Source organism: Pseudomonas sp. A25(2017) (assembly GCF_002001065.1).
In the GTDB taxonomy this organism is placed as follows: Bacteria; Pseudomonadota; Gammaproteobacteria; order Pseudomonadales; family Pseudomonadaceae; genus Aquipseudomonas; species Aquipseudomonas kilonensis.
In genome coordinates this window covers 37,125-56,428 of sequence record NZ_MUOA01000035.1, presented here as the reverse complement: position 1 = coordinate 56,428, position 19,304 = coordinate 37,125, and the positions used below count along the sequence as shown (strand labels likewise).

The 19,304-nt window shown below is 56.6% G+C and carries 18 protein-coding genes; 6 read left to right on the top strand and 12 right to left on the bottom strand.

Annotated features, from left to right (window positions below):
* Nucleotides 1–110 precede the first annotated feature (110 nt).
* From B0E42_RS02730 to B0E42_RS02720, 3 genes are all read left to right on the top strand, one after another.
* Nucleotides 111–1,352 carry an OprD family porin gene (locus tag B0E42_RS02730; protein ID WP_077505574.1) on the top strand — a complete coding sequence of 414 codons (1,242 nt, stop codon included), beginning with the start codon at nucleotides 111–113 and terminating at the stop codon, nucleotides 1,350–1,352.
* A gap of 56 nt (nucleotides 1,353–1,408) precedes the next feature.
* Nucleotides 1,409–3,292, top strand: a complete 1,884-nt coding sequence (locus tag B0E42_RS02725; protein ID WP_077505572.1) for a methyl-accepting chemotaxis protein — start codon at nucleotides 1,409–1,411, stop codon at nucleotides 3,290–3,292.
* A gap of 76 nt (nucleotides 3,293–3,368) precedes the next feature.
* The gene (locus B0E42_RS02720) at nucleotides 3,369–4,604 is read left to right on the top strand and encodes a TIGR03862 family flavoprotein (RefSeq protein WP_077505582.1); all 1,236 of its coding nucleotides are present in this window, start codon (nucleotides 3,369–3,371) and stop codon (nucleotides 4,602–4,604) included.
* Nucleotides 4,605–4,725: 121 nt separating this feature from the next.
* Here the strand turns inward: B0E42_RS02720 and B0E42_RS02715 are convergent, their stop codons facing one another.
* Nucleotides 4,726–6,063 carry a DEAD/DEAH box helicase gene (locus B0E42_RS02715; protein ID WP_014340341.1) on the bottom strand — a complete coding sequence of 446 codons (1,338 nt, stop codon included), beginning with the start codon at nucleotides 6,061–6,063 and terminating at the stop codon, nucleotides 4,726–4,728.
* A gap of 58 nt (nucleotides 6,064–6,121) precedes the next feature.
* Nucleotides 6,122–7,024: a drug/metabolite exporter YedA gene (gene yedA, locus B0E42_RS02710; RefSeq protein WP_018604952.1), complete on the bottom strand. Its 903-nt coding sequence runs from the start codon at nucleotides 7,022–7,024 to the stop codon at nucleotides 6,122–6,124.
* A 161-nt stretch (nucleotides 7,025–7,185) separates the two neighbouring features.
* On the opposite strand from yedA, the gene B0E42_RS02705 reads away from it, so the two are divergent.
* Nucleotides 7,186–7,638, top strand: a complete 453-nt coding sequence (locus B0E42_RS02705) for an Lrp/AsnC family transcriptional regulator (protein ID WP_018604950.1) — start codon at nucleotides 7,186–7,188, stop codon at nucleotides 7,636–7,638.
* 132 nt (nucleotides 7,639–7,770) lie between these two features.
* Here the strand turns inward: B0E42_RS02705 and B0E42_RS02700 are convergent, their stop codons facing one another.
* From B0E42_RS02700 to B0E42_RS02690, 3 genes are all read right to left on the bottom strand, one after another.
* Nucleotides 7,771–8,382, bottom strand: a complete 612-nt coding sequence (locus tag B0E42_RS02700) for a PolC-type DNA polymerase III (RefSeq protein ID WP_024618229.1) — start codon at nucleotides 8,380–8,382, stop codon at nucleotides 7,771–7,773.
* A gap of 21 nt (nucleotides 8,383–8,403) precedes the next feature.
* A complete protein-coding gene (locus B0E42_RS02695; protein WP_013694260.1) occupies nucleotides 8,404–8,883 on the bottom strand; it encodes an NYN domain-containing protein in 480 nt (159 codons plus the stop codon).
* A gap of 128 nt (nucleotides 8,884–9,011) precedes the next feature.
* Entirely contained in the window at nucleotides 9,012–9,770 is a 759-nt protein-coding gene (locus B0E42_RS02690) for a DUF2076 domain-containing protein (RefSeq protein WP_077505570.1), read from the bottom strand.
* Nucleotides 9,771–9,945: 175 nt separating this feature from the next.
* Between B0E42_RS02690 and B0E42_RS02685 the strand changes: the two genes are divergently transcribed.
* The gene (locus tag B0E42_RS02685) at nucleotides 9,946–10,605 is read left to right on the top strand and encodes a YciC family protein (RefSeq protein ID WP_024618231.1); all 660 of its coding nucleotides are present in this window, start codon (nucleotides 9,946–9,948) and stop codon (nucleotides 10,603–10,605) included.
* Nucleotides 10,602–11,681: an endonuclease/exonuclease/phosphatase family protein gene (locus B0E42_RS02680; protein WP_077505568.1), complete on the top strand. Its 1,080-nt coding sequence runs from the start codon at nucleotides 10,602–10,604 to the stop codon at nucleotides 11,679–11,681. Before B0E42_RS02685 ends, B0E42_RS02680 begins: the two co-directional genes overlap by 4 nt.
* 114 nt (nucleotides 11,682–11,795) lie before the next feature.
* On the opposite strand, the gene B0E42_RS02675 is transcribed toward B0E42_RS02680, so the two are convergent.
* Genes B0E42_RS02675 through B0E42_RS02645 form a run of 7 tightly spaced genes read right to left on the bottom strand, consistent with a single transcriptional unit; the run spans nucleotide 11,796 to nucleotide 19,281 of the window.
* A complete protein-coding gene (locus tag B0E42_RS02675; RefSeq protein ID WP_256578268.1) occupies nucleotides 11,796–12,197 on the bottom strand; it encodes a hypothetical protein in 402 nt (133 codons plus the stop codon).
* 9 nt (nucleotides 12,198–12,206) lie between these two features.
* Nucleotides 12,207–12,941 carry a hypothetical protein gene (locus B0E42_RS02670; protein ID WP_018604935.1) on the bottom strand — a complete coding sequence of 245 codons (735 nt, stop codon included), beginning with the start codon at nucleotides 12,939–12,941 and terminating at the stop codon, nucleotides 12,207–12,209.
* Between the two features lie 13 nt (nucleotides 12,942–12,954).
* Nucleotides 12,955–15,372 (bottom strand): penicillin acylase family protein, encoded by a 2,418-nt coding sequence (locus B0E42_RS02665; protein ID WP_077505564.1) that lies wholly within the window; start codon nucleotides 15,370–15,372, stop codon nucleotides 12,955–12,957.
* A gap of 26 nt (nucleotides 15,373–15,398) precedes the next feature.
* Nucleotides 15,399–16,019 (bottom strand): 2OG-Fe(II) oxygenase, encoded by a 621-nt coding sequence (locus B0E42_RS02660; protein ID WP_018604931.1) that lies wholly within the window; start codon nucleotides 16,017–16,019, stop codon nucleotides 15,399–15,401.
* A gap of 28 nt (nucleotides 16,020–16,047) precedes the next feature.
* Complete coding sequence (locus B0E42_RS02655) at nucleotides 16,048–17,304, bottom strand: hypothetical protein (protein WP_174553529.1); 1,257 nt, start codon at nucleotides 17,302–17,304, stop codon at nucleotides 16,048–16,050.
* 22 nt (nucleotides 17,305–17,326) lie between these two features.
* The gene (locus tag B0E42_RS02650) at nucleotides 17,327–18,499 is read right to left on the bottom strand and encodes a hypothetical protein (RefSeq protein ID WP_077505562.1); all 1,173 of its coding nucleotides are present in this window, start codon (nucleotides 18,497–18,499) and stop codon (nucleotides 17,327–17,329) included.
* Between the two features lie 5 nt (nucleotides 18,500–18,504).
* A complete protein-coding gene (locus tag B0E42_RS02645) occupies nucleotides 18,505–19,281 on the bottom strand; it encodes a sterol desaturase family protein (RefSeq protein ID WP_053189907.1) in 777 nt (258 codons plus the stop codon).
* Nucleotides 19,282–19,304 lie beyond the last annotated feature (23 nt).

Sequence of the window (19,304 nt, the reverse complement as noted above, 5' to 3'; positions counted from 1 at the left end):
ATACCCCGGTTGCCGCGTGCTGCCCGCAGAAAACTGTAGATGTAACTTTGCAATCAAAATAACGATAAAACCCAACAAATAAATCTGCCGTTATCTGGAGCATAAAGAGCATGTCAATCAATAAGGCGTTCGCTATTGCGGGTACTTGCGCGTTGATTTTCCCATTCACGGCATCTGCAGATTTTATTGCCGACAGTAAGGCCAGTATTGAACTGCGTAACTTCTACTTCAATCGTGACTTTCGCAACGGCCCTCCGACGGCCCAGCGGGACGCGGCAAAAGAATGGGCCCAGGGCGCCATGTTGCGGTTCGAGTCAGGTTATACCGCCGGCACCGTGGGCCTGGGCATCGACGCCGTTGGCATGCTCGGCCTCAAGCTTGACGGCGGTGATGGTTCAGGTGGCACGGGCCTGTTGCCGGCTGATCTCAGTTCGAAAAACGGCCGTGGCTCACAGGACGAATATTCCAAACTTGAGCTGACGGCCAAGGCGAAGGTGTCGGAAACGGTTCTGAAGGCTGGCTCACTCGCCTTCCGTACACCCGTGGTATCGAGCAATGACACACGCCTGCTGCCCTCCACGTTCGAAGGCGCGCTACTGACCTCCAAAGACATTGATCAGTTGGTCCTGCAAGGGGGCAAGCTGGCGCAAATCAAGTTCAACAGTTCTTCGGACTATCAGGACTTCACGGGGAACCGCATCGGCGGTGTCAGTGATGACTTCCGCTTTGCCGGTGGTACCTACAGTTTCAACAAAGCCCTTAGCACAAGTCTGTTCTACGGCAATCTGGAAAATGTCTACCGGCAGTTCTTTGGCGGCGTCGTCTATGAAATTCCCCTTGCCGCGCAGCAGTCGCTGAAGTTCGATCTACGTTATTCGAAAAGTACCGATGACGGTAACTTCCGCCCGCTCGATAACCGGGCAGCGAACGGACTGGTTGCCTACACCCTGGGCGCCAACGTGTTCACGGCCGCCTATCAACACATGAGCGGTGACGATCCCTTCCCGTACATTGCCAATAGCGACCCGTACCTGGTCAACTTTGTCCAGATCAATGACTTTGCCAACACTCAGGAACGCTCCTGGCAGCTGCGTTATGACTACAACTTCGCGGCACTGGGCATTCCCGGGCTGACGTTCATGAGTCGCTACGTCCAGGGTGACAACGCGTTGGTCGGGGGCAGTAACACGGGCAAAGAGTGGGAGCGCGATACGGATATCGGTTACGTGATCCAAAGCGGTTCGCTAAAAAACCTCGGGGTCAAACTCAGAAACGCTACGGTTCGTTCGAACTTCGGCAATGACCTGGATGAAACCCGCCTGATCGTGAGTTACACATTAGCACTTTGGTAATCCGCTGACGGCGACCTTTGTCCCTGCGCAACCGATCCTTATTCAGAGAAAGTGCAATGAAAAGTCTCAGGTTTAACCAGAAGATACTACTGATTGCTTCGTTGCTTATCATGACGGTGTTTTGCACATTCACCGTATTGAATGATGTTCGGTTGCGCGACGACAACGTAAAAAAAATCGAGGAACACACCCGCGCCCTCTCGGCAGCGATGGCACATGATATCCAGAGCTGGCTGGACGGACGAATGATTCTGCTAAGGGGATTTGCCGAACTCATCGGCGACGATCCCTCGCCGCAAAACATACTCGACAAATTGCAAAGCCAAGTGCTCATGAGCCAATTTATCGCAGGTTATGCGGGTACCCGTGACGGTGGGTTCCAGATCCATCCCCCGAGGCAGATGCCAGCCGATTACGACAGCAGGCAACGGCAATGGTACATAGACGCCGCAGACCATGGCGTGGCGATGACCGAACCCTACGTAGGGGCCGGGATCGACTACCCGATTATCACCCAGGCGGTCGCCATCCACGCCGGGCAGCAAACGCTCGGTGTCCTGGGCGCCAGTCTGAACATCGAGACGATCTCCCAGACGCTCAACGCGCAAGCCTTCGAGGGCAACGGATACGCCTTTGTGGTGAGCAAGGAAGGTAAAATACTGGTTCACCCCGACAAGGCGCTGATCGGCAAGACACTGTCCGATCTGTTTCCGGGCAACACCCCGACGCTCAATGATCGATTGGTGGAAGCCACTACGGTCGATGGCGTGAAATTCACCCTGTTCTCTGCGATCAAGGGTTTGCCGATGAAAGACTGGTACATCGGCATCGTCCTGGACAAACAGGCAGCCATGGCCAGTCTTGCTGCGTTCCGCAGTTCGGCGATCATCACGACAATCGTTGCCGGCATGGCCACCCTGCTGCTGCTCGGGCTGCTTATTCGCGTGTTGATGAAACCCCTGCGCCTTATCAGTCACGCGATGGAAGATATCGCCCAGGGCGACGGTGACCTGACCCGACGCTTGTCGATCCTGTCCAAGGATGAATTCGGCCAATTGGCCGTGAGTTTCAATCGCTTCGGCGACCGGATCCATGCCTCCATCACCGAAGTCTCATCGACGACGAACTCCCTGAAAGAGGCCACCCGCAAGGTCCTGACGGCCTCCAACTCCTCGGTTGGGAAGTCGGAACACCAATCCGGCTTTACCAGCAATGTGGCGGCGGCCATTGAGGAGCTTGGGGCGTCGGCGCAAGAAATCGCCTCGAGTGCCTCGGCGGCGTCCAGAGGCGCCTCGAGCGCCAGGGCGCAGATCGATTCGAGCTGCAGGCTCGTCGAGAACACGGTCAATGCCATGAGTAGCCTGCAAGCAAACATCGAAGAAACCCGCGTACAGATCGAAGAACTCAACGCCAAAAGCGCCAATATCGGCAAGGTGCTGGAGGTCATCTCGACGATCTCCGGAAAAACCAACCTGCTGGCCTTGAACGCGGCCATCGAGGCAGCCCGGGCCGGAGCGGCCGGGCGCGGGTTTGCCGTGGTGGCGGACGAAGTCAGAAGCCTTGCCCACCACACCCAGACAGCGACCGAAGAAATCAGGACGGTGATCGAGGCACTGCAGGAGGGGGCTACCCAGGCGGCCAAGACCATGCTGCGCAGCCATGAAATCGGCAGCCAAAGTGTACGGGTGGCGACCGAGGCCGGGGACAGCCTGCTGACCGTGGTGTCACGCATCATCGAGATCGATGAGATGTGCCTGACGGTCGCCGCGGCAACCGAGGAGCAAACCAGTGCTGTTGACCAGCTTACTCGGGATGTTCATGAGATCAGTCAGTTGAATCGCCATGCCACCGACAACTTGTGCTCGACCCTCAAGGCGTGTGGGGAACTGGATTTTGAAGTCGGACGCCTCAGGAGTGTGGTCGACACTTTCAAGTTGTAGACACACACGCCATGCCCCTCGGCCAGTGGACCGAGCTGATAGAATGCCCGCCCTGATCCGCCAGACATCGCTCGCCATGACTCAAGCTTCCAAGCCTTCCACTCCAAACGTCGCCATCATCGGCGGCGGCCCCGCCGGCCTGATGGCGGCCGAGGTGTTGAGCCAGGCGGGCCTTCAGGTCGACCTGTACGACGGCATGCCATCGGTGGGCCGCAAATTCCTGCTGGCCGGCGTGGGCGGCATGAACATCACCCACTCCGAAGCCTTCCCGGCCTTCCTGTCCCGCTATGCCGAACGCGCGGCGAATATCGCCCCGCTGCTGCGGGCATTTGGCGCAAACGAACTGTGCGAATGGATTCATGGCCTGGGTATCGACACCTTTGTCGGCAGTTCCGGGCGGGTATTTCCCACCGACATGAAAGCCGCCCCGCTGCTGCGCGCCTGGCTCAAGCGCCTGCGCGATGCCGGCGTGGCGATCCACACGCGCCACCGCTGGCTCGGTTGGAACCCTGATGGCAGCTTGCGCATTACGAGTCCGGAAGGTGAGAAAACGCTACGCCCCGACGCGACCCTGCTGGCGCTGGGCGGCGGCAGTTGGTCGCGCCTGGGCTCCGACGGCGCCTGGATGCTGGCGCTGGAACAACGCGGCGTGCCCCTGGCGCCATTGCAACCGAGCAACTGCGGGTTCGAGGTAGAGGCCTGGAGCGACCTGATGATCAGCAAATTCGCTGGCGCCCCGCTGAAAAATATCGCCATGGGCTTGAACGACGATGTACCGCGCCTCGGTGAATGCGTGATCACCGCCACAGGCCTCGAAGGCAGCCTGGTCTACGCCCTGTCGGCGCCGGTTCGCGAAGCCATCAACCAACACGGCAGCGCGACGATCCATCTGGACCTGCTGCCGGGCCGGCCTGTGGATAAGATCCAGCAAGCCCTGAGCAAGCCACGCGGCTCTCGCTCGATGGCCAAGCACTTGCACAGCCAGCTGGGGATCGACGGCGTCAAGGCGGCGATGTTGCGCGAGCTCACGCCGGCCGAATGTTTCACTGACCCGGCGCGGCTGGCCCAGGTGATCAAGGCCCTGCCAGTCACCCTGGTGAAGACCCGCCCTTTGGACGAAGCTATCAGCAGCGCTGGTGGCGTGACCTTCGAGGCCCTGGATGAACGCCTGATGCTCAAGCAATTGCCCGGCGTTTTCTGCGCAGGAGAAATGCTCGACTGGGAAGCACCGACCGGCGGCTACCTGCTTACGGCGTGCTTTGCCAGCGGTCGCGCGGCGGGCTTAGGAATTCTGGAATTCTTGAAGCAGTGATCGTTCCCATGCTCTGCGTGGGAACGCCTCTGCGGACGCTCCGCGTTCGACTTTTGGGACGCAGAGCGTCCCGGGCGGCATTCCCACGCAGAGCGTGGGAACGATCATTAATGCCCTAATATCAGGGTTTTTTCTTACGCGGCCCAGTGTTGAACACCGGCACTTTGCGCACAGGCTTGACCGAAGGTTCCACAGGCGAGGCATCGCCGCTGTCCACCCACTTGCCCAGGTTGCGCTTGCCGCCGCCACCGGAGGTTTTCGGTTTCTTCGGCTTTTTCGGTTTCTTGATCACCTGGCCGCTGGCATCGGTGTCCGGTACCCGATGCTCAGGCTCGAAGTCCTGTTCCATCTGGCGAGTCAGCGTCTGGCGCGTCAACATCTCGATGGCCGACAGCAGGTTCACTTCGTCGGCGCAGACCAGGGAAATCGCTTCCCCGGTCGAGCCCGCCCGACCGGTACGGCCGATGCGGTGGATGTAGTCCTCGGCGACGATCGGCAGGTCGAAGTTCACCACCAACGGCAAGTCCTCGATATCCAAGCCACGGGCGGCGACGTCGGTCGCCACCAGGATCTGCACTTCGCTGGCCTTGAAGCGGTCCAGCGCGCGCTGGCGGGTGGCCTGGGGCTTGTCACCGTGGATGCCGTCGGCGTTGATGCCCAGGCCCTGGAGTTTTTCCACCAGCGCATCGACACCGTTGCGGGTCTTGGCAAAGACCAGCACCTGCTTCCACTTGTTCTTGCGCATCAGGTGCACGAACAATTCCGGCTTGCGCTTCTTGTCCACCGTCACCACCCATTGCTTGACGGTGTTGGCGGCGACGTTGCGCGGGCTCACTTCAATGCTCAGCGGATCGTTGAGCATCTGCCCGGCCAGCAGGCGGATCGCGTCGGAGAAGGTCGCCGAGAACAGCAGGGTCTGGCGCTTCTTCGGCAGGGCCTTGTAGATGTTCGCCAGCTCCTCGGAGAAGCCCAGGTCGAGCATGCGATCGGCTTCGTCCAGCACCAGGGTCTGCAACTGGTTGAACTTCAGCGCGTTCTGGCGGAACAAATCGAGCAGACGCCCCGGCGTGGCGACCAACAGGTCGACGCCTTTGCGCAATTTCATCATCTGCGGGTTGATGCTGACGCCGCCGTACACGGCGTAGGTGCTCAGCGGCAGGTTTTGCGCATACTGGCGCACGCTTTCATGGACCTGCTCAGCCAGCTCACGGGTCGGCACCAGGATCAGCGCCCGCACCGAGTTGGCCGCGACCTTCGGCCCTTCAGTGGTCAGCAACTGCAACAGCGGCACCGCGAAACCGGCGGTCTTGCCGGTACCGGTCTGGGCGGCGGCCATCAGGTCGCGACCGGCGAGCACCGCCGGCATGGCCTGGGCCTGAACCGGGGTCGGGGTCTGGTAGCCGAGCGTCTCGAGGGCGCGCAGCAAGGGTTCGATCAGGCCAAGGGTGGCGAAAGTCATGGAAGTACCGTAGGAAAAATCAGCGCAAGGTGTGCAATGCGCGGCAGTTTACCCTAAATCAGGCGGCGGCCGGCGCAGGCTTGGGTTTGCGCCACTGCGGCAATCCGATCAACACCACGGCGCTGATGATCACCAGCATCGCCACACTTTCTTCAGCGCCAATGGTTTCACCCGCGAACACGATTCCCAGCAACACTGCCACGGCTGGGTTGACGTAGGCATAACTGGTGGCCGCCGCCGGGCGCACATGCTTGAGCAGGTACATGTAGGCATTGAAGGCAACGATCGAACCGAAGCAGGTCAGGTAAGCCAAGGCAAGCCAACCTTCCAGCGGCGGCATGCTGTCCAGGTGTTCGCCGCTGGCCACGCTGCCGATCAACAGCACCACACCGCCCACCAGCATTTCCACGGCACTGGCCATCGCCCCGGTTGGCAACTGCACATGTTTGCTCAGCACCGAACCGAAGGCCCAGGACGCCGCCGCGAACACCAGCAAGGTCGCCCCCAACGGGCTGGACTGCAGGTTGGAACCGAGGTTGAGCATGGCGATGCCGATCAACCCCAGCACAATCCCCGCCCATTCCAGACGGGTATTACGCGCGCCCCAGAAATATCCACAGAGCAAGGTAAACAAAGGCACTGTCGCCACCGCCAGGGCCGCGACCCCGGACGCCACGCCCGTGTGCTCGGCCACACTGACCGCGCCGTTACCAAAACTGAGCAACAGCACGCCAATGATGGCCCCGGCCTTCCATTGCGCCCAGGTCGGGGCCGGAGCCCCACGCCAGCGCAGGAAGCCGTACATCAACGAACCGGCCAGCACAAAACGAATCCCGGCCAGCAACAGCGGCGGCCAATGCTCCACACCGATACGAATCACCAGGTAGGTCGAACCCCAGATGACGTACAAGGCAAAAAAAGCAGCGATCAATGGCAGGGGGAAACGGCGTAGGCCAGGCATGTTCAGCTCGAAGTCAGGACAATGAGAGGCTTTATTCTAGAAAGGCGACAGACGGAAAATAAGTTACAAAACCTGTTTATCAAAGCCATACACTTTTCAAAACATGGAGATCAGCGCTATAAATCGCGTTTTCGAAAGTCACGCCAACAGGAAGCCAAACCGTGGATAAATACGACCGCATGCTGCTCAGCGCTTTGTTGGACAACGGTCGTGCGTCCTACGCTGAACTGGCCCGCAAAGTGAACCTGTCAGCCCCCGCCGTGGCCGAGCGAGTCAGCAAACTGGAAACCAGCGGTGTCATCACCGGTTATCAAGCCAAAGTCGACATGGCGAAGATCGGTCTGCCGGTGCAGTGCGTCATCGAATTGCGCATGAACCAGCACGGCAACCAGAAGACCTACGACGAACTGTGCAAGATCCCACAACTGACCGAATGCCACCGGGTCACCGGCGACCCGTGCGTGATCATGCAAGCGGCAGTGGGTTCGATGCCCGAGCTGGAAGAATTGATCAACCGCATCGCCAAGTTCGGCTTCAGCAAGACCTCGATCGTGCTGTCCAGCGCCATTGAAAAGCGCGTGCCGTTGGGGCAGTTGGAAGGCAACGGTAAATAGTCGACCCAACACAAATCAAAACTGTGGGAGCGAGCCTGCTCGCGATAGCGTTGGACCAGCCAACATCAATGTCGACTGACACACCGCAATCGCGAGCAGGCTCGCTCCCACAGTTTTTGCTTTTCGGTGCATTCAGAACCCGCGATGCCGCTTGAGGTGCTCATTGATCTTCGCCGCCGGCACCTTCTGCAAACTGCACAGCAGATCATGGGACAACTCCCGCAGCCCATGCTTTTGCCGCAGTTCCGAAGCCAGGTGTGCGGTGAGGTTGGCGGCCATTTCGGCGTCGGCCATGGCCCGGTGAGCCTGGCCGGTGTGGGGCAAGCCGGCGAACGTGTTGAGCGTGCCGAGCTTGTGGTTCGGTGCAGCCGGCATCAGGCGCCGGGCCAGCAACAGTGAACAGGCAAAATTCTGCAAGCGAGTACGCTTGATTCGCCCCAGTTCGAAATCCCAGAACTTCTGGTCGAACGCGGCGTTATGGGCCAGCAGGGGCGTGATGCCGACGAACTCGTTGACCTCGTTCATCACTTTTTCCGCCGACGGGGCGCTGCGCAACATCGCGTTGCTGATGCCGGTCAGTTGTTCGATGAAGGCTGGCACCCGTACACCGGCATTCATCAGGCTCTGGTAGCGGTCGACGATCCGGCCTTGCTCGAGTATCACCACCGCGATTTCAGTGGCCCGGCAACTGCTGCTCGGGGTGATCCCGGTGGTTTCAAAGTCGATGACTGCGATGCGTTCCAAACCTTTTGAACTCCGTGAAAATCAATTCTTGAGCAGCAACGCACCTTCGATGGGCACGTAGCGGCTGGCGGCGCGGATCAGCGAGTTGGCGGTCAACCCCGGCACGCCATAGGCCACGGCTTGCACGCCGTGCTTTTGGATAATGCGCTCGAGCAACATGTCGAAATCGCCGTCGCCGGAGGCCAGCACCACCTCATCGACGTGGTCGGCAGCGTCCATGATGTCCAGCGTGATGCCCACGTCCCAGTCGCCCTTGGCCGAGCCGTCGCTGCGCTGGATGTAGGGCTTGAGCTTCACGATGAAGCCCAGGTTGCGCAGGATCTGCTGGAATTGCTGCTGCTTGCTGTCACCGCGATCGATCGCGTAGGCGTAGGCCTCGACGATCTGCCCCTGTTTGCTGACATCGGCCCACAGCGCGGCGTAGTTGAAATGGCAACCGTAGGCCTGGCGCACGGTGTAGTAGAGGTTCTGCACATCGGCGAACACTGCAATTTTTTTCACCGCGTTTCCTCTTGGATGCACATGCACGCAGACCACCTGGGCCGAAAAGTCGCCCAGTATGCCAGCCCGAAGGATTGTTCCGCGAATAATCGGCCCGAGGCGCCAGAGCGCCCCGGACGAATGGCAGGTCAGACGAAGGAGTCGTCGTCGCCGAAGGAAGATGAGTCGTCGCTGTAGTCCGCGTCGCTGAAGCCGCCCGGGTCGTTGCTGTAGGCGTCATTATCGGCCACGCGCTGGTCATCGCCCCAGCCGTTGTCGCTGTTGTTGGCGGTGTCGTTGACCGGTTGGGCCGGCTCTTCCTTGATGACCTCGACGACTTCCTGCGGTTGCTGGTTGCTGTGAAACAGGCTGCTGATGCCTTGGGCCAGCATCACGCCGCCGGCCACGCCCGCCGCGGTTTTCAGGGCGCCACCCAGGAAGCTGCCCGCTGCCGGGGCCTGCTGCTGCGGTGCGCCATAATTGCCGGGCGGCGCGCCGAAGCCCTGTTGGGGCTGGGCATTGAAGGACGGCTGTGCCGGTTCGCGCCAGCCACCACCGCTTGCGGCCGGCGCGCTCGCCGGGCGTGAATCCCGCGGGCTGCCACCGAAAATACTCGAGAGGAAACTTCCGCCGCCGCTGGGCGCCGACGTCTGTTTGCGGGCCTGTTGCAGCTCGGCCTGCAATTGCTCGACTTGCTGGGTGAGTTGCTTGCTCTGCTCATCGAGGCGCTTGATCGCGGCCTCCTGCACCAGAATCGCCTGGGCCATGAAATAGCCCGCCGCTGGCTGGCTGGCCAGGTGTTCCTTGATCCGCGCCTCGGCCTGGGCGTCGCGCGGGGCTGAATCCTTTTCGGCCTGTTGCAGCCGTGAAAACAGTCCATCGATCAGGGTTTGTTCTTCGCTGTTCATGGCGACCTCATTAGATTGCCGGGTAGAAACCATTCCGATCCCGAAGACCGGTGCCCATCAGTAATGGGGCTCGTCGAAAAGCTTTCAATGGTCTTTACCTGATGTTTACGTTTGTTTCTGCGGTCACCTGATGGGTAAAGTGTCGGACCGCTTTTTCGAACTGCGATACCGACCCATGAATCCGTTAGAAGTACTGCGTGACTCTTTGTATTTTTTCAAGCGCCATCTGGGCCGGATCGCCCAGTTGTGCTTGCCGCTGGTGATACTCGAAGCGGTGCTGCAGCAGGGAGTGGACAGCGCCGTCGGGGCCGACGGCTTTTCCGGCTACAGCGTGATCGTCGGGCTATTGGTGTACCCGCTGTACACCGCGGCTTTGATTCTGTTTCTCGATGCCCGCAGTCGTGGCGAAGCCCCCCGCGCCCGCGATTTGCTCGCCGCCGCGCTCCTCCAGTGGCCACGCTTCGCCTTGCTGACCGCGCTCAATACTCTGCTGATCCTGATCGGCATCTCGTTGTATTTCCTGCCAGGGCTATGGCTGATGGTCGTCCTGGCTTTCGGTGAGTACCTGCTGGTATTGAAGGGCTTGGCGCCACTGGCCGCCATGAAGGAAAGCGCGCGCCTGAGTCGAGGCCATTTCTGGCGAATCCTGCTGTGCATCCTGGCTGTTATGGTCCCGCTGTGGCTGCTCAAGGGCGCCAGCGTCTCGGTGTATCCGCCGCCGCAAAATCCTTTGGTCAGCTTGCTGATCGACAGCATCCACAGTTTTCTGCAATTGTTCACCACTGTCGTGCTGTTCCGAATGTTCATGTTGATTGCAGAAAAACCTGAGCCATGACCCGTCTACTGCGCCACACCTTTCTGGGCCTGCTGTTGATCCTCAGCCTGGCCGCCCTGTCGATCTACGCCCTGACCTGGCGGCCACAGCCCCGGGAAACCCTGCCGGTCAGTTGCACCGCCAACGCAGCTCCCCTGGTGCCCGGCCAGGCCTTGAAGGTGATGACCTGGAACGTGCAGTTCCTCGCCGGCAAGCGCTACGTGTTCTGGAACGACCTGGCCCAGGGCGACGATGAACGCCCGACCCTGGAAGACATGGCCTTCAGCCTCGACGAAGTGGCCCGGGTCATCCGCGACGAGCAACCGGACATCGTGTTGCTCCAGGAGCTGGACAAGGGCGCCAAGGCCAGCGATTACCAGGACCAGCTCAAGCTGTTGCAGGAACGGCTGGCCGACCTCTATCCGTGCGGCACCAGCGCCTTCGACTGGAAGGCCGACTTCATCCCCGACCCGCACATCTTCGGCAGTGTCGGCCGGCAACTGGCGACCCTGAGTCGCTACCGCATCGACCGTGCCGAACGGGTGCAACTGCCGGTGGCCGACACCAACTTCATCAGCCGTCAGTTCCAGCCGAAAAATGCCCTGTTGGTGAGTTATCTAGCGCTGAGCGATGGCGGCCAGCTGGCGGTGCTCAACACGCATCTGGAACGGGCCACCGAGCCGGACGAAACCCTGCCCAGACAAATCACCACCGTAACCAAGGCACTGGATAAATTCGAATCCGCAGGCACGCCCTGGCTGATCGGCGGCGACTTCAACCTGCTGCCCCTGGGCCAGTACCGGCGCCTGCCATCCGAGCAGCGCACGCCCTACTCCGCCGACAGCCCCTTGCACCAGCTGTGGGACAAATACCCGATGATCCCCACCAACAACGAGGCCAGCGGTATCGATCGCGCACACTGGCTGACCCACTACCCGAACGACCCCGGCCTCAACGGCCCCGACCGCACCGTCGACTACCTGTTCTACAGCCCGCGCCTCAAACGAGTCGAAGCCCAGGTAAGGCAGGACGACACCTTGCGCATCTCCGATCATTTGCCGGTGATTGCGCGGTTCTTGTTGCCGGCTGCGCCTTAGTACGACTCGCCACAGAGTTTGTATTTCATATCCTGAATTTCTTCAGCTCACTTGCGCGGCTTGACCCGCGCCGACGGTGAGCGCTCATCAATGTTCAGGTTTGAGTATCGGCGCTCACGAACTGCGGCCAGGTGTTCGAAAGGACCGATTTGAATCCTTGAGCCAATAGACCGTCGTGAAATACCCCCAACCGATCAAAAATGAGGGGGCGATCGTCAACAACACATTGGGCGTGCCTGCCCCTATATGAACAGCCGCCGACAAAGCAGAAAACAGACTCACCACGGTCAATGGCACGACCGCACGTCGAGCCAGCGCATGCCATCCAGCCAACATTTGCGCCAGCTTAAACATGACTGACAACGCAATGAGCGTTGAAATATAACTGATGAGGCCTTGAGTGATTGCCGCCAGCCCCATCACTTTCATGCTGTGAGCACTATTGGATACCGCTGCCAGCAAACCATACAAAATGGCCGCCGGCAGCGCCGAGAGAAGAACAGACGTCTTATTCACTCACATAAACTATCGGATGATCTTTTCTTTAACAAACCACTCCGAATCAGGCTGCAGCATCACCACGCACAAGATCTGATCCGAATAGGTGACGTGCTTGATAAAGTGCGCGTTAGTCACTTCATCACTGGACATGTCCATCTTCGGAAAGAAGTTAGGCGCGACAGAACTCTGGCCTCCAGGAATGACACCGGTATTCACATCCAGCACCAGGTCCTTGGACAAGGAGTGAACAATTTCAACCGCCAGCGCCGCCATGTCGGCACTCTGCACATCGACGCGCAAATCCGGGTAGAAACGTGCCGATGGAACCCGCGAAGACATGACCCTGAACATATTGTAGACAACCGGGTTATAGGTCTTGGCAACGATCAGCTTCGGCATGCCGATCGCTTGAATGACATTTTTCAAAAAGAACTGATTAAGCTTTTTAAAAAGCGCCGACCCTCGGTATTCATCCGCGATCATCGCCGTCCAGAGATACAGGAACGAAGAAGAACCAAAAGGAAGGCTTTTTGCCCCAATGATCCCCACCACCTTTTCGGTGTTCGAATCGATGGCCAGCGCCAGATGCTCGTATATCTCGAAAATGCCTGGCTGATTACCAAAGTATTGATTGACGTCGTATTCAGGCATTCCTTGCTGCAAATCCGCGACGATCTTGGCCTTGAAACTTTCCGGAAAACTACGGCCGACAGCCGAGTAATCCAGATCCCAACCCGCGCTATTTTCCTGACTGTTCATACGCCACCTTAATTCAAAATTTGTTGTTTGGATAAAATCTGAGCGCATGGCTTTCAGGCATATGTCCTGACACAGGGATTTTTATGTAGTCCCCCCGTCCCCAGAGCCTGTTCATGTCCACATAGCCGTTAAACTTTATGCCCGTATTAGAGGAGGACAGTATGTAACTTGAATTATCAAGGTTCGACAGATCCGCCACCATCCTGAACGTGGCCGCAATATTGGTGTTGAACGGGTTGGCCGGATCACTGTAATTGTAACGCCCGACATTCACCGTAAAGTTGTCCCCGCCCATGGTATTGCGGTTATCAAAGAACCAGGCCATGGGACTCTTGTGCAAGGGCACATGTTCGGCAACTGCGGTATGCGCGCGACCCCAATTCCAATCACTGACGTCAGCGCCATACTTGTCCTTGATTTGCTGCAGCGACAGGTTTAATGACCTTTCCAGCGCTCGCTGACAATTGTCAGCGCCCCCACACCAAAAGACCTGATCGGCTTTTTTGCTTAACACAAGGTTGAGAAAAGCATCGTAGTTACGCTGATTCCAGCCCGCCGCCAAAAGCTCTTTGCCAATTTTCTGCTCCAGCAATTCCTGCGTGAAGTTCTTCACCCAGTATGCTGCAATCAATGGCGCCGCCGACTCGGGATCCGAGTCAAACCGCCAGGCCTTGAGGATGCTCAACTGCGCAGGCGTTGAAGGCAGCCCTTCGACCAGCGCAATCATTTTGGGTAACAGATCGGCCATGGACGACGAGTAACGATCAAGCTGGATGTCGGCGGACGTTTGCAGGGTATGAGGCGCACGCCCCTTCAAAAGATCCATGATGCGCTCGTAGCGATAAGGCAAAACCCAGTCATGGCCGAAGTTGAACGGGTAATTATCGGGAACAATGCGGTTGTTAGCGGTGGCAATGTAACCACTGGCAGGGTTGAACTGCGTGGGCTTCGCCGACTGGGGCACATACCCTGTCCAGTCATACTTAGCTTCCCAGCCAGGTGCGGGAGCTTGACCCAAGAGGTCGTTATCATTCGCTTTTACCGGCACCCGGCCCGCGGAAACATAGCCAATGTTGCCTGCCGTATCCCCATAAACCATGTTTTGCGGAGGCACGCCAAACTCGGCGGAGGCCTGCAAAAATTGCGGCCAGTTCTCTGAACGGTTGATGCCCAGAATGCTGTCGAAGGTTTTGTCATTGGTCTCCAGGCCGGTCCAGGCCAGCGCAATGACCACGGATTTTTTACCGTTGATGGCCTGTTGCGCCGCCTGGTAGATATCACTGATTACCGGGCCGTGATTCGTATACCGGACCGGTAACGTGACAGACGCCTCACCTTTGACATCAATCTTCTCCTGCACCACCCGAAACGGCTTGTAGGTCGAATCGGAGGCAAGATAGAGGTTGTTATCCGAAGGGTTCAGTTTCTCTAGGTACGCATCCTGAACGGACGACCCGGTATTGGTGTAGCCCCACGCGATCTTCTTGTTGTGTCCGATCACAAAAAGTGGCGCACCGGCATAAGTTGCCCCCACGAGCGACGACTCGGGCGTCTCGATAGAAGCAAGATAAAACAGCGCCGGATTGGTCAATTTCAAGTGCGGATCGTTGGCCAGTATCGGTTTACCCGTAACCGTATGGTCGCCGGCAATCACCCAGTTGTTCGACCCTACGCCCTCGACATTCGAGGGCGGCAGTTTATCCAGCAGCGCCAAACCGGTGCCGGACACGTCCAGGTTGTTGTACAGCGCGGCATAGTCCCTGGTTTTGACCGGCGCACTTCCCGGGTAAGGCGCAAACACCTCGTTAATCTGTGAGACGGTCAAGTTTTTGGACAGCGACAGTCGTTGCAATTGCATGCCCAGGTTGGAGCTTAACGTCCATGAAAACAACAAATGCAGCGCGACTGAATCGGAAGGCTCCCACCGTTTGAGCGGTGCGGAACGAGTCAATGAAAACTCGACGGGCAAGCGATCTGCGAACTTGTCGATGAAAAAGTTCACACCGTCGCTGTAGCTCTTCAGTACGTCCTGGGTTTGCGGTTTCAGCTGCTGAAATATCGAGTCTGCGGTTTTCTTGAACCCCAACGTCCTGGAAAATTTGTCCATGTCCAGTGTCTTGGGGCCAAATGTCTCCGACAGGGTGCCGTTCGCGTAGTTTTTGCTGAACTGCATCTGCCACAACCGATCCCGGGCATGGCTATACCCCAGCAAAAAATACGCATCCCGATCATTTGCAGCCTTGATGTGCGGAACGGCGTTGGCATCCCAGGCAATACTGCCTTTATCAGAAATGCCGTCCGCGACTTTTATGATACCGGTCTCGAACACATTGGACAGTGTAATGTTGTGCAGCACATACATCACACCGACAACTGCGATACCGAGCACGCCGAAAATACCAAACACTATTATTTTAATTGTTGCTTTCATGACATCTACGTCCTGACCCAGAGCACTCACGCCACCCGACGATTTTTTTCTGCGTACTTGCTCACGAAGAACACCAGCGATACTCGTTCACCCTCAGTCACGGCTTCAACCTGATGAGGAAAGGAGCAGTCGGTGATTACGATGGATTGCAGCTCGGGCCGAATGAGATTCACCTGCTCGCCCTGGTCATTGAAAATCAAAAATTCGCCACCGGAAAAACCTTTACCCAACTGCAGTACGATCGAATACAAATAATCCGGATTACTGTCGACATCCAAATGTTTGCCAATGAAAGATCCGTCTTTCATCTTGTTAACCTGCATACGGCGAATGTAGAACTCTTCCCCCCCCAACAGATTGGAAACAAAACCCAGCAGTTTCTGATTGCAAACCACCGAAATCATCTGATCCGCGAGTGGCTGGTTAACGCGCATCGGTCTTTCGACGTCGGTCATGAAACGGGCGACTGCAAGATCGTTGAGTTCGTCAGCATCACCGATGAAGACTTGCTCCCACGGCAACGCCTTACTTGCCAGGATGGTATTGATCTCATCCCAGTCATTCTGACTGTACAGAAACTCGGTAGCGCTGGAGTAAAACGAACCGTTCACTGCCAATTCTTTCTTCGCGACTTCAACAACATTCATTTCACGTTCCCTCGTTCAAAATCGTTCATTAAACTTCGACTTCTACTGCTGACGCTTCACGCGTCGCTTTTATCTCAAGGTGCTGTTTGCTCGTGTTGTACCAAGTGATGAGATCGAACGGATCACTTTCATCCCGACACAAGTGGTCTCGCAAGATAAGGAAGCTCTCGGTCATGCTCCAGGTTTCGGTCATCGGGCCAAACCGCGATACCAATGCTTCATTGGCCGCCCTTTCCGGGGCGATGCTCCAGAAGTTCACACCCGGGTTGCGGTGATGAAAATCATGGCTCGGCAAATCTTGCATAAAGGAAAAAACACGCAACGGAATATCAATGAATACGACTGCCAAACCCCACTTCACTACACGCCAGGCAAACGCCCAACCGGTGTAATTCAAAGGGTAAGGGCGACCAAAAAAACGCCCCCAGCTGAGTGAGCCGTAGAAAATATACTTGGGCAAACCCTTGGTATTTTCCGAAAACCACAAATGCTCGGTAACGTGTTGTATCCAAGACGAAAACTGCGTAACAAGCAAAATCGGCAGCAGATAGAACACGACAAAAGGCGTCATATAGCCGGACAGGTAAACCCCAGTCAGCAACAGTAACCAATAGATCGCCCGACTGTTTTTTTCGTGCTTGTCCGTTTTGACAAAGTTAACTTCGAGCCGGAACTTTATATGCTCATAAATACGCATTGGGTGAAACGGCGCCACCACCAGTTTTGTCCAAAATTCAGTCTCACTCATGCCTTTGTAGAAGCCATGGCTGGTCATGAACTGAAGATCGACATCTTTATCGGTGCAAAATGTATTGACGCTGTGGTGCTCACCCACGTGCAACTTCATGTAGTTATTCCACGGCGTGTGCAGAATGGGCATCGATAACACCCACTTGCAAACAAACTTTGCCAACCGCTTATTAGCGATGCCGGCACCGTGAATGGTGTAGTGGAACGTGTGCAGCAAACCCCGCTGCCGGTTGACCACCATGCAAATCATCGGAATCGACAGCGCCAGCTTGATACCCCAGTGAAGATCCGACTCCAGCAGCTTATTGCCGAGCAGAACCGCCGCCACGAAAACTGCATAACCCCAGCTGATCTGAAGAAACAACTGCCACGGTTTCAAGAGCGTATCTTTAGCGCTTTTCGGTGCGTTCTTATTACCGGACTTGCCCGTCACCCATGTCCAGAACCCCTGAAGCGGCAAGCGCTCATAGGTCGCCCTGACATCAATGCCATGCCCATATTTCGTGTAGCGTGTGGCAAAGAGTTCCTCTTTCATATTGGCAGCCTCCCTACTTCGCCTATAGATAATCCGTTTTCACATACAAAACAGCGACCGAACCAAAGAAAGAATAGAAAGGTTCCATCTTGTAATGGTCAACGGCCAAGACCACAAACTCTTTATACACGTCAAGAAATATGCCTCCCATGAGGGCATACTCAGCGGCCTGCGAGAGAAAGTTGTTCCAGATCGTTTCATCACTCTGGGCCACAAACCACTTGGAATACAGCGGCCGTCTGGACTCGAATATTTCCTTCATCTGTTCGTAGTTTAAACCCGTCTGGCCATAATCCCCTGCACGGAGTCGTTCCAGAATAGCTTGATGGCGCTCGTGCCAAGTCTGTTCATCGCCACACAGTTCAAAGAAAGAGCCAACGGCCGCAGGCGCTGTTAATTTATCGCCAATAGTCAGCAATTGCTGATTGACTTTGCCGAGAAACTCATCACGCGCGCTTACCGAACTGGCGTTCTTGTTAAACGATATGTATTCGAACTCGCCACCGAACAGCTTATGCTCCAGGGGAACACCCACAGCGCGCGAAAAGTCGCTCAAGGCGTCGTCCGCTTTGATTAACTTTGCTCCCGCCAGCCCTGGTTGCTCGCCAACGTGGGTAAAGGTGTACCGGGGCGCGCCTTCAGCGTCCATGTCATAGGAATAATCCGGGCATATCGCACTGACAATGGTCAACGGCCGATCAAGTGACTTACTGCGGTTGATCTGCGCTACAACGCCCCCCATCGCTACCTGCGTCGGGGGCATCAGACCACCAGCGGTCAACAGTTGCGACAGGGCTGATCCGTACAATTCAATGTGCTCCACATCTGTATACTTCAGCTCGACAGCGGACTTCGCAACGTGGTTATCCGACAAGAGCAACGACGCTATCGAAGGTATGCGTCCTTTAGACTTGAACACATGGATATTGGTAAGCACCCGTCCCTTGGCATTCAGCAGTTCAAACTCAAACTCTGAATACTTGTCCTTGAGCATCATGTAAAACAGATAGTTACTCACCGGGAGCGTCTTGTTTCCGAAAGACCTGCGTAAAGCAACGTACTGACTGCGCAGATTTTCAATTCTCCCCGAGAGAAACTCCGGATCCTTAGGCACATTTAACGCATCGTGAGGAATACCGGAATTTATGCATTTCAACAGGTCACGACTCAAGCGTGAATCAATATTCAAAAACATATTACTCACCCGCGTTTGACTAGTGACTCTTCCTTCATGATCTCAGGCATTTTCATTCCCGCTGGTGTTTCATGAACGTCTTTAAACAACAGCATGTCGACAAAGCGATTTTCTTTGTTCTCGGAAAAGCCTTGAGGTGCGAAATTTTCCTTGGGATTTTCAAAAGTCCCGAACAGCATGTCCCAGATCGGGAAGTCACTGTAATTGCACTCATGACGATCACGTTGGTGATGAACCCTGTGCATCTCTGGACGCTGGAACAAGTAGCCCAGGAAGTGCGGGGTTCTGATATTGGCGTGATAGAACATCTCGCCCAGTGCCGCGAACATCACGTAGAAGGCACCCGCCTCCACACTGATGCCCAGCAACACGTAGGCCACCGCACTGCCCAACATCGAGTTGAAGACCATTTCCGTGGGATGCTTATAGAACGAGGTGAAGACTTCAATCCGTTGCGGGGCATGATGAATCTGGTGAAACAGGCGCCACAAGGTGTTATTGGCGTGGCGAAAGCGATGCCACCAGTAAGTGACGAAGGTATTGACAAAATACGCGATGAAACCCGCAACGAGAGGACTATAGCTTGCAGATAGATGAAACAGGCTGTGACCTTGCATCCACTTGTTCCATGACACCCCGGCCAGCAACGCCACCGCGATCTGAATAATGTTGAGGGTCATGGATCTAAAAAACCAGGTACTGACTTTGGGTAGCTTCCACCCTGGAATAATATGTTCCAGAACCAGCACCGCCAGCGCGACGCCTATCAGATAGATAATCATAGCTAATCCTTTAATCTCAGTTT

Bases quoted from the DNA above. Each gene is read 5' to 3' on its own strand.
- B0E42_RS02690 (WP_077505570.1), bottom strand. From the start codon at position 9,770: ATGAACAGCGAAGAACAAACCCTGATCGATGGACTGTTTTCACGGCTG.
- B0E42_RS02650 (WP_077505562.1), bottom strand. From the start codon at position 18,499: ATGTTTTTGAATATTGATTCACGCTTGAGTCGTGACCTGTTGAAATGC.
- B0E42_RS02725 (WP_077505572.1), top strand. From the start codon at position 1,409: ATGAAAAGTCTCAGGTTTAACCAGAAGATACTACTGATTGCTTCGTTG.
- yedA (WP_018604952.1), bottom strand. From the start codon at position 7,024: ATGCCTGGCCTACGCCGTTTCCCCCTGCCATTGATCGCTGCTTTTTTT.
- B0E42_RS02680 (WP_077505568.1), top strand. From the start codon at position 10,602: ATGACCCGTCTACTGCGCCACACCTTTCTGGGCCTGCTGTTGATCCTC.
- B0E42_RS02665 (WP_077505564.1), bottom strand. From the start codon at position 15,372: ATGAAAGCAACAATTAAAATAATAGTGTTTGGTATTTTCGGCGTGCTC.
- B0E42_RS02660 (WP_018604931.1), bottom strand. From the start codon at position 16,019: ATGAATGTTGTTGAAGTCGCGAAGAAAGAATTGGCAGTGAACGGTTCG.
- B0E42_RS02720 (WP_077505582.1), top strand. From the start codon at position 3,369: ATGACTCAAGCTTCCAAGCCTTCCACTCCAAACGTCGCCATCATCGGC.
- B0E42_RS02730 (WP_077505574.1), top strand. From the start codon at position 111: ATGTCAATCAATAAGGCGTTCGCTATTGCGGGTACTTGCGCGTTGATT.
- B0E42_RS02645 (WP_053189907.1), bottom strand. From the start codon at position 19,281: ATGATTATCTATCTGATAGGCGTCGCGCTGGCGGTGCTGGTTCTGGAA.
- B0E42_RS02670 (WP_018604935.1), bottom strand. From the start codon at position 12,941: ATGAACAGTCAGGAAAATAGCGCGGGTTGGGATCTGGATTACTCGGCT.
- B0E42_RS02655 (WP_174553529.1), bottom strand. From the start codon at position 17,304: ATGAAAGAGGAACTCTTTGCCACACGCTACACGAAATATGGGCATGGC.
- B0E42_RS02685 (WP_024618231.1), top strand. From the start codon at position 9,946: ATGAATCCGTTAGAAGTACTGCGTGACTCTTTGTATTTTTTCAAGCGC.
- B0E42_RS02715 (WP_014340341.1), bottom strand. From the start codon at position 6,063: ATGACTTTCGCCACCCTTGGCCTGATCGAACCCTTGCTGCGCGCCCTC.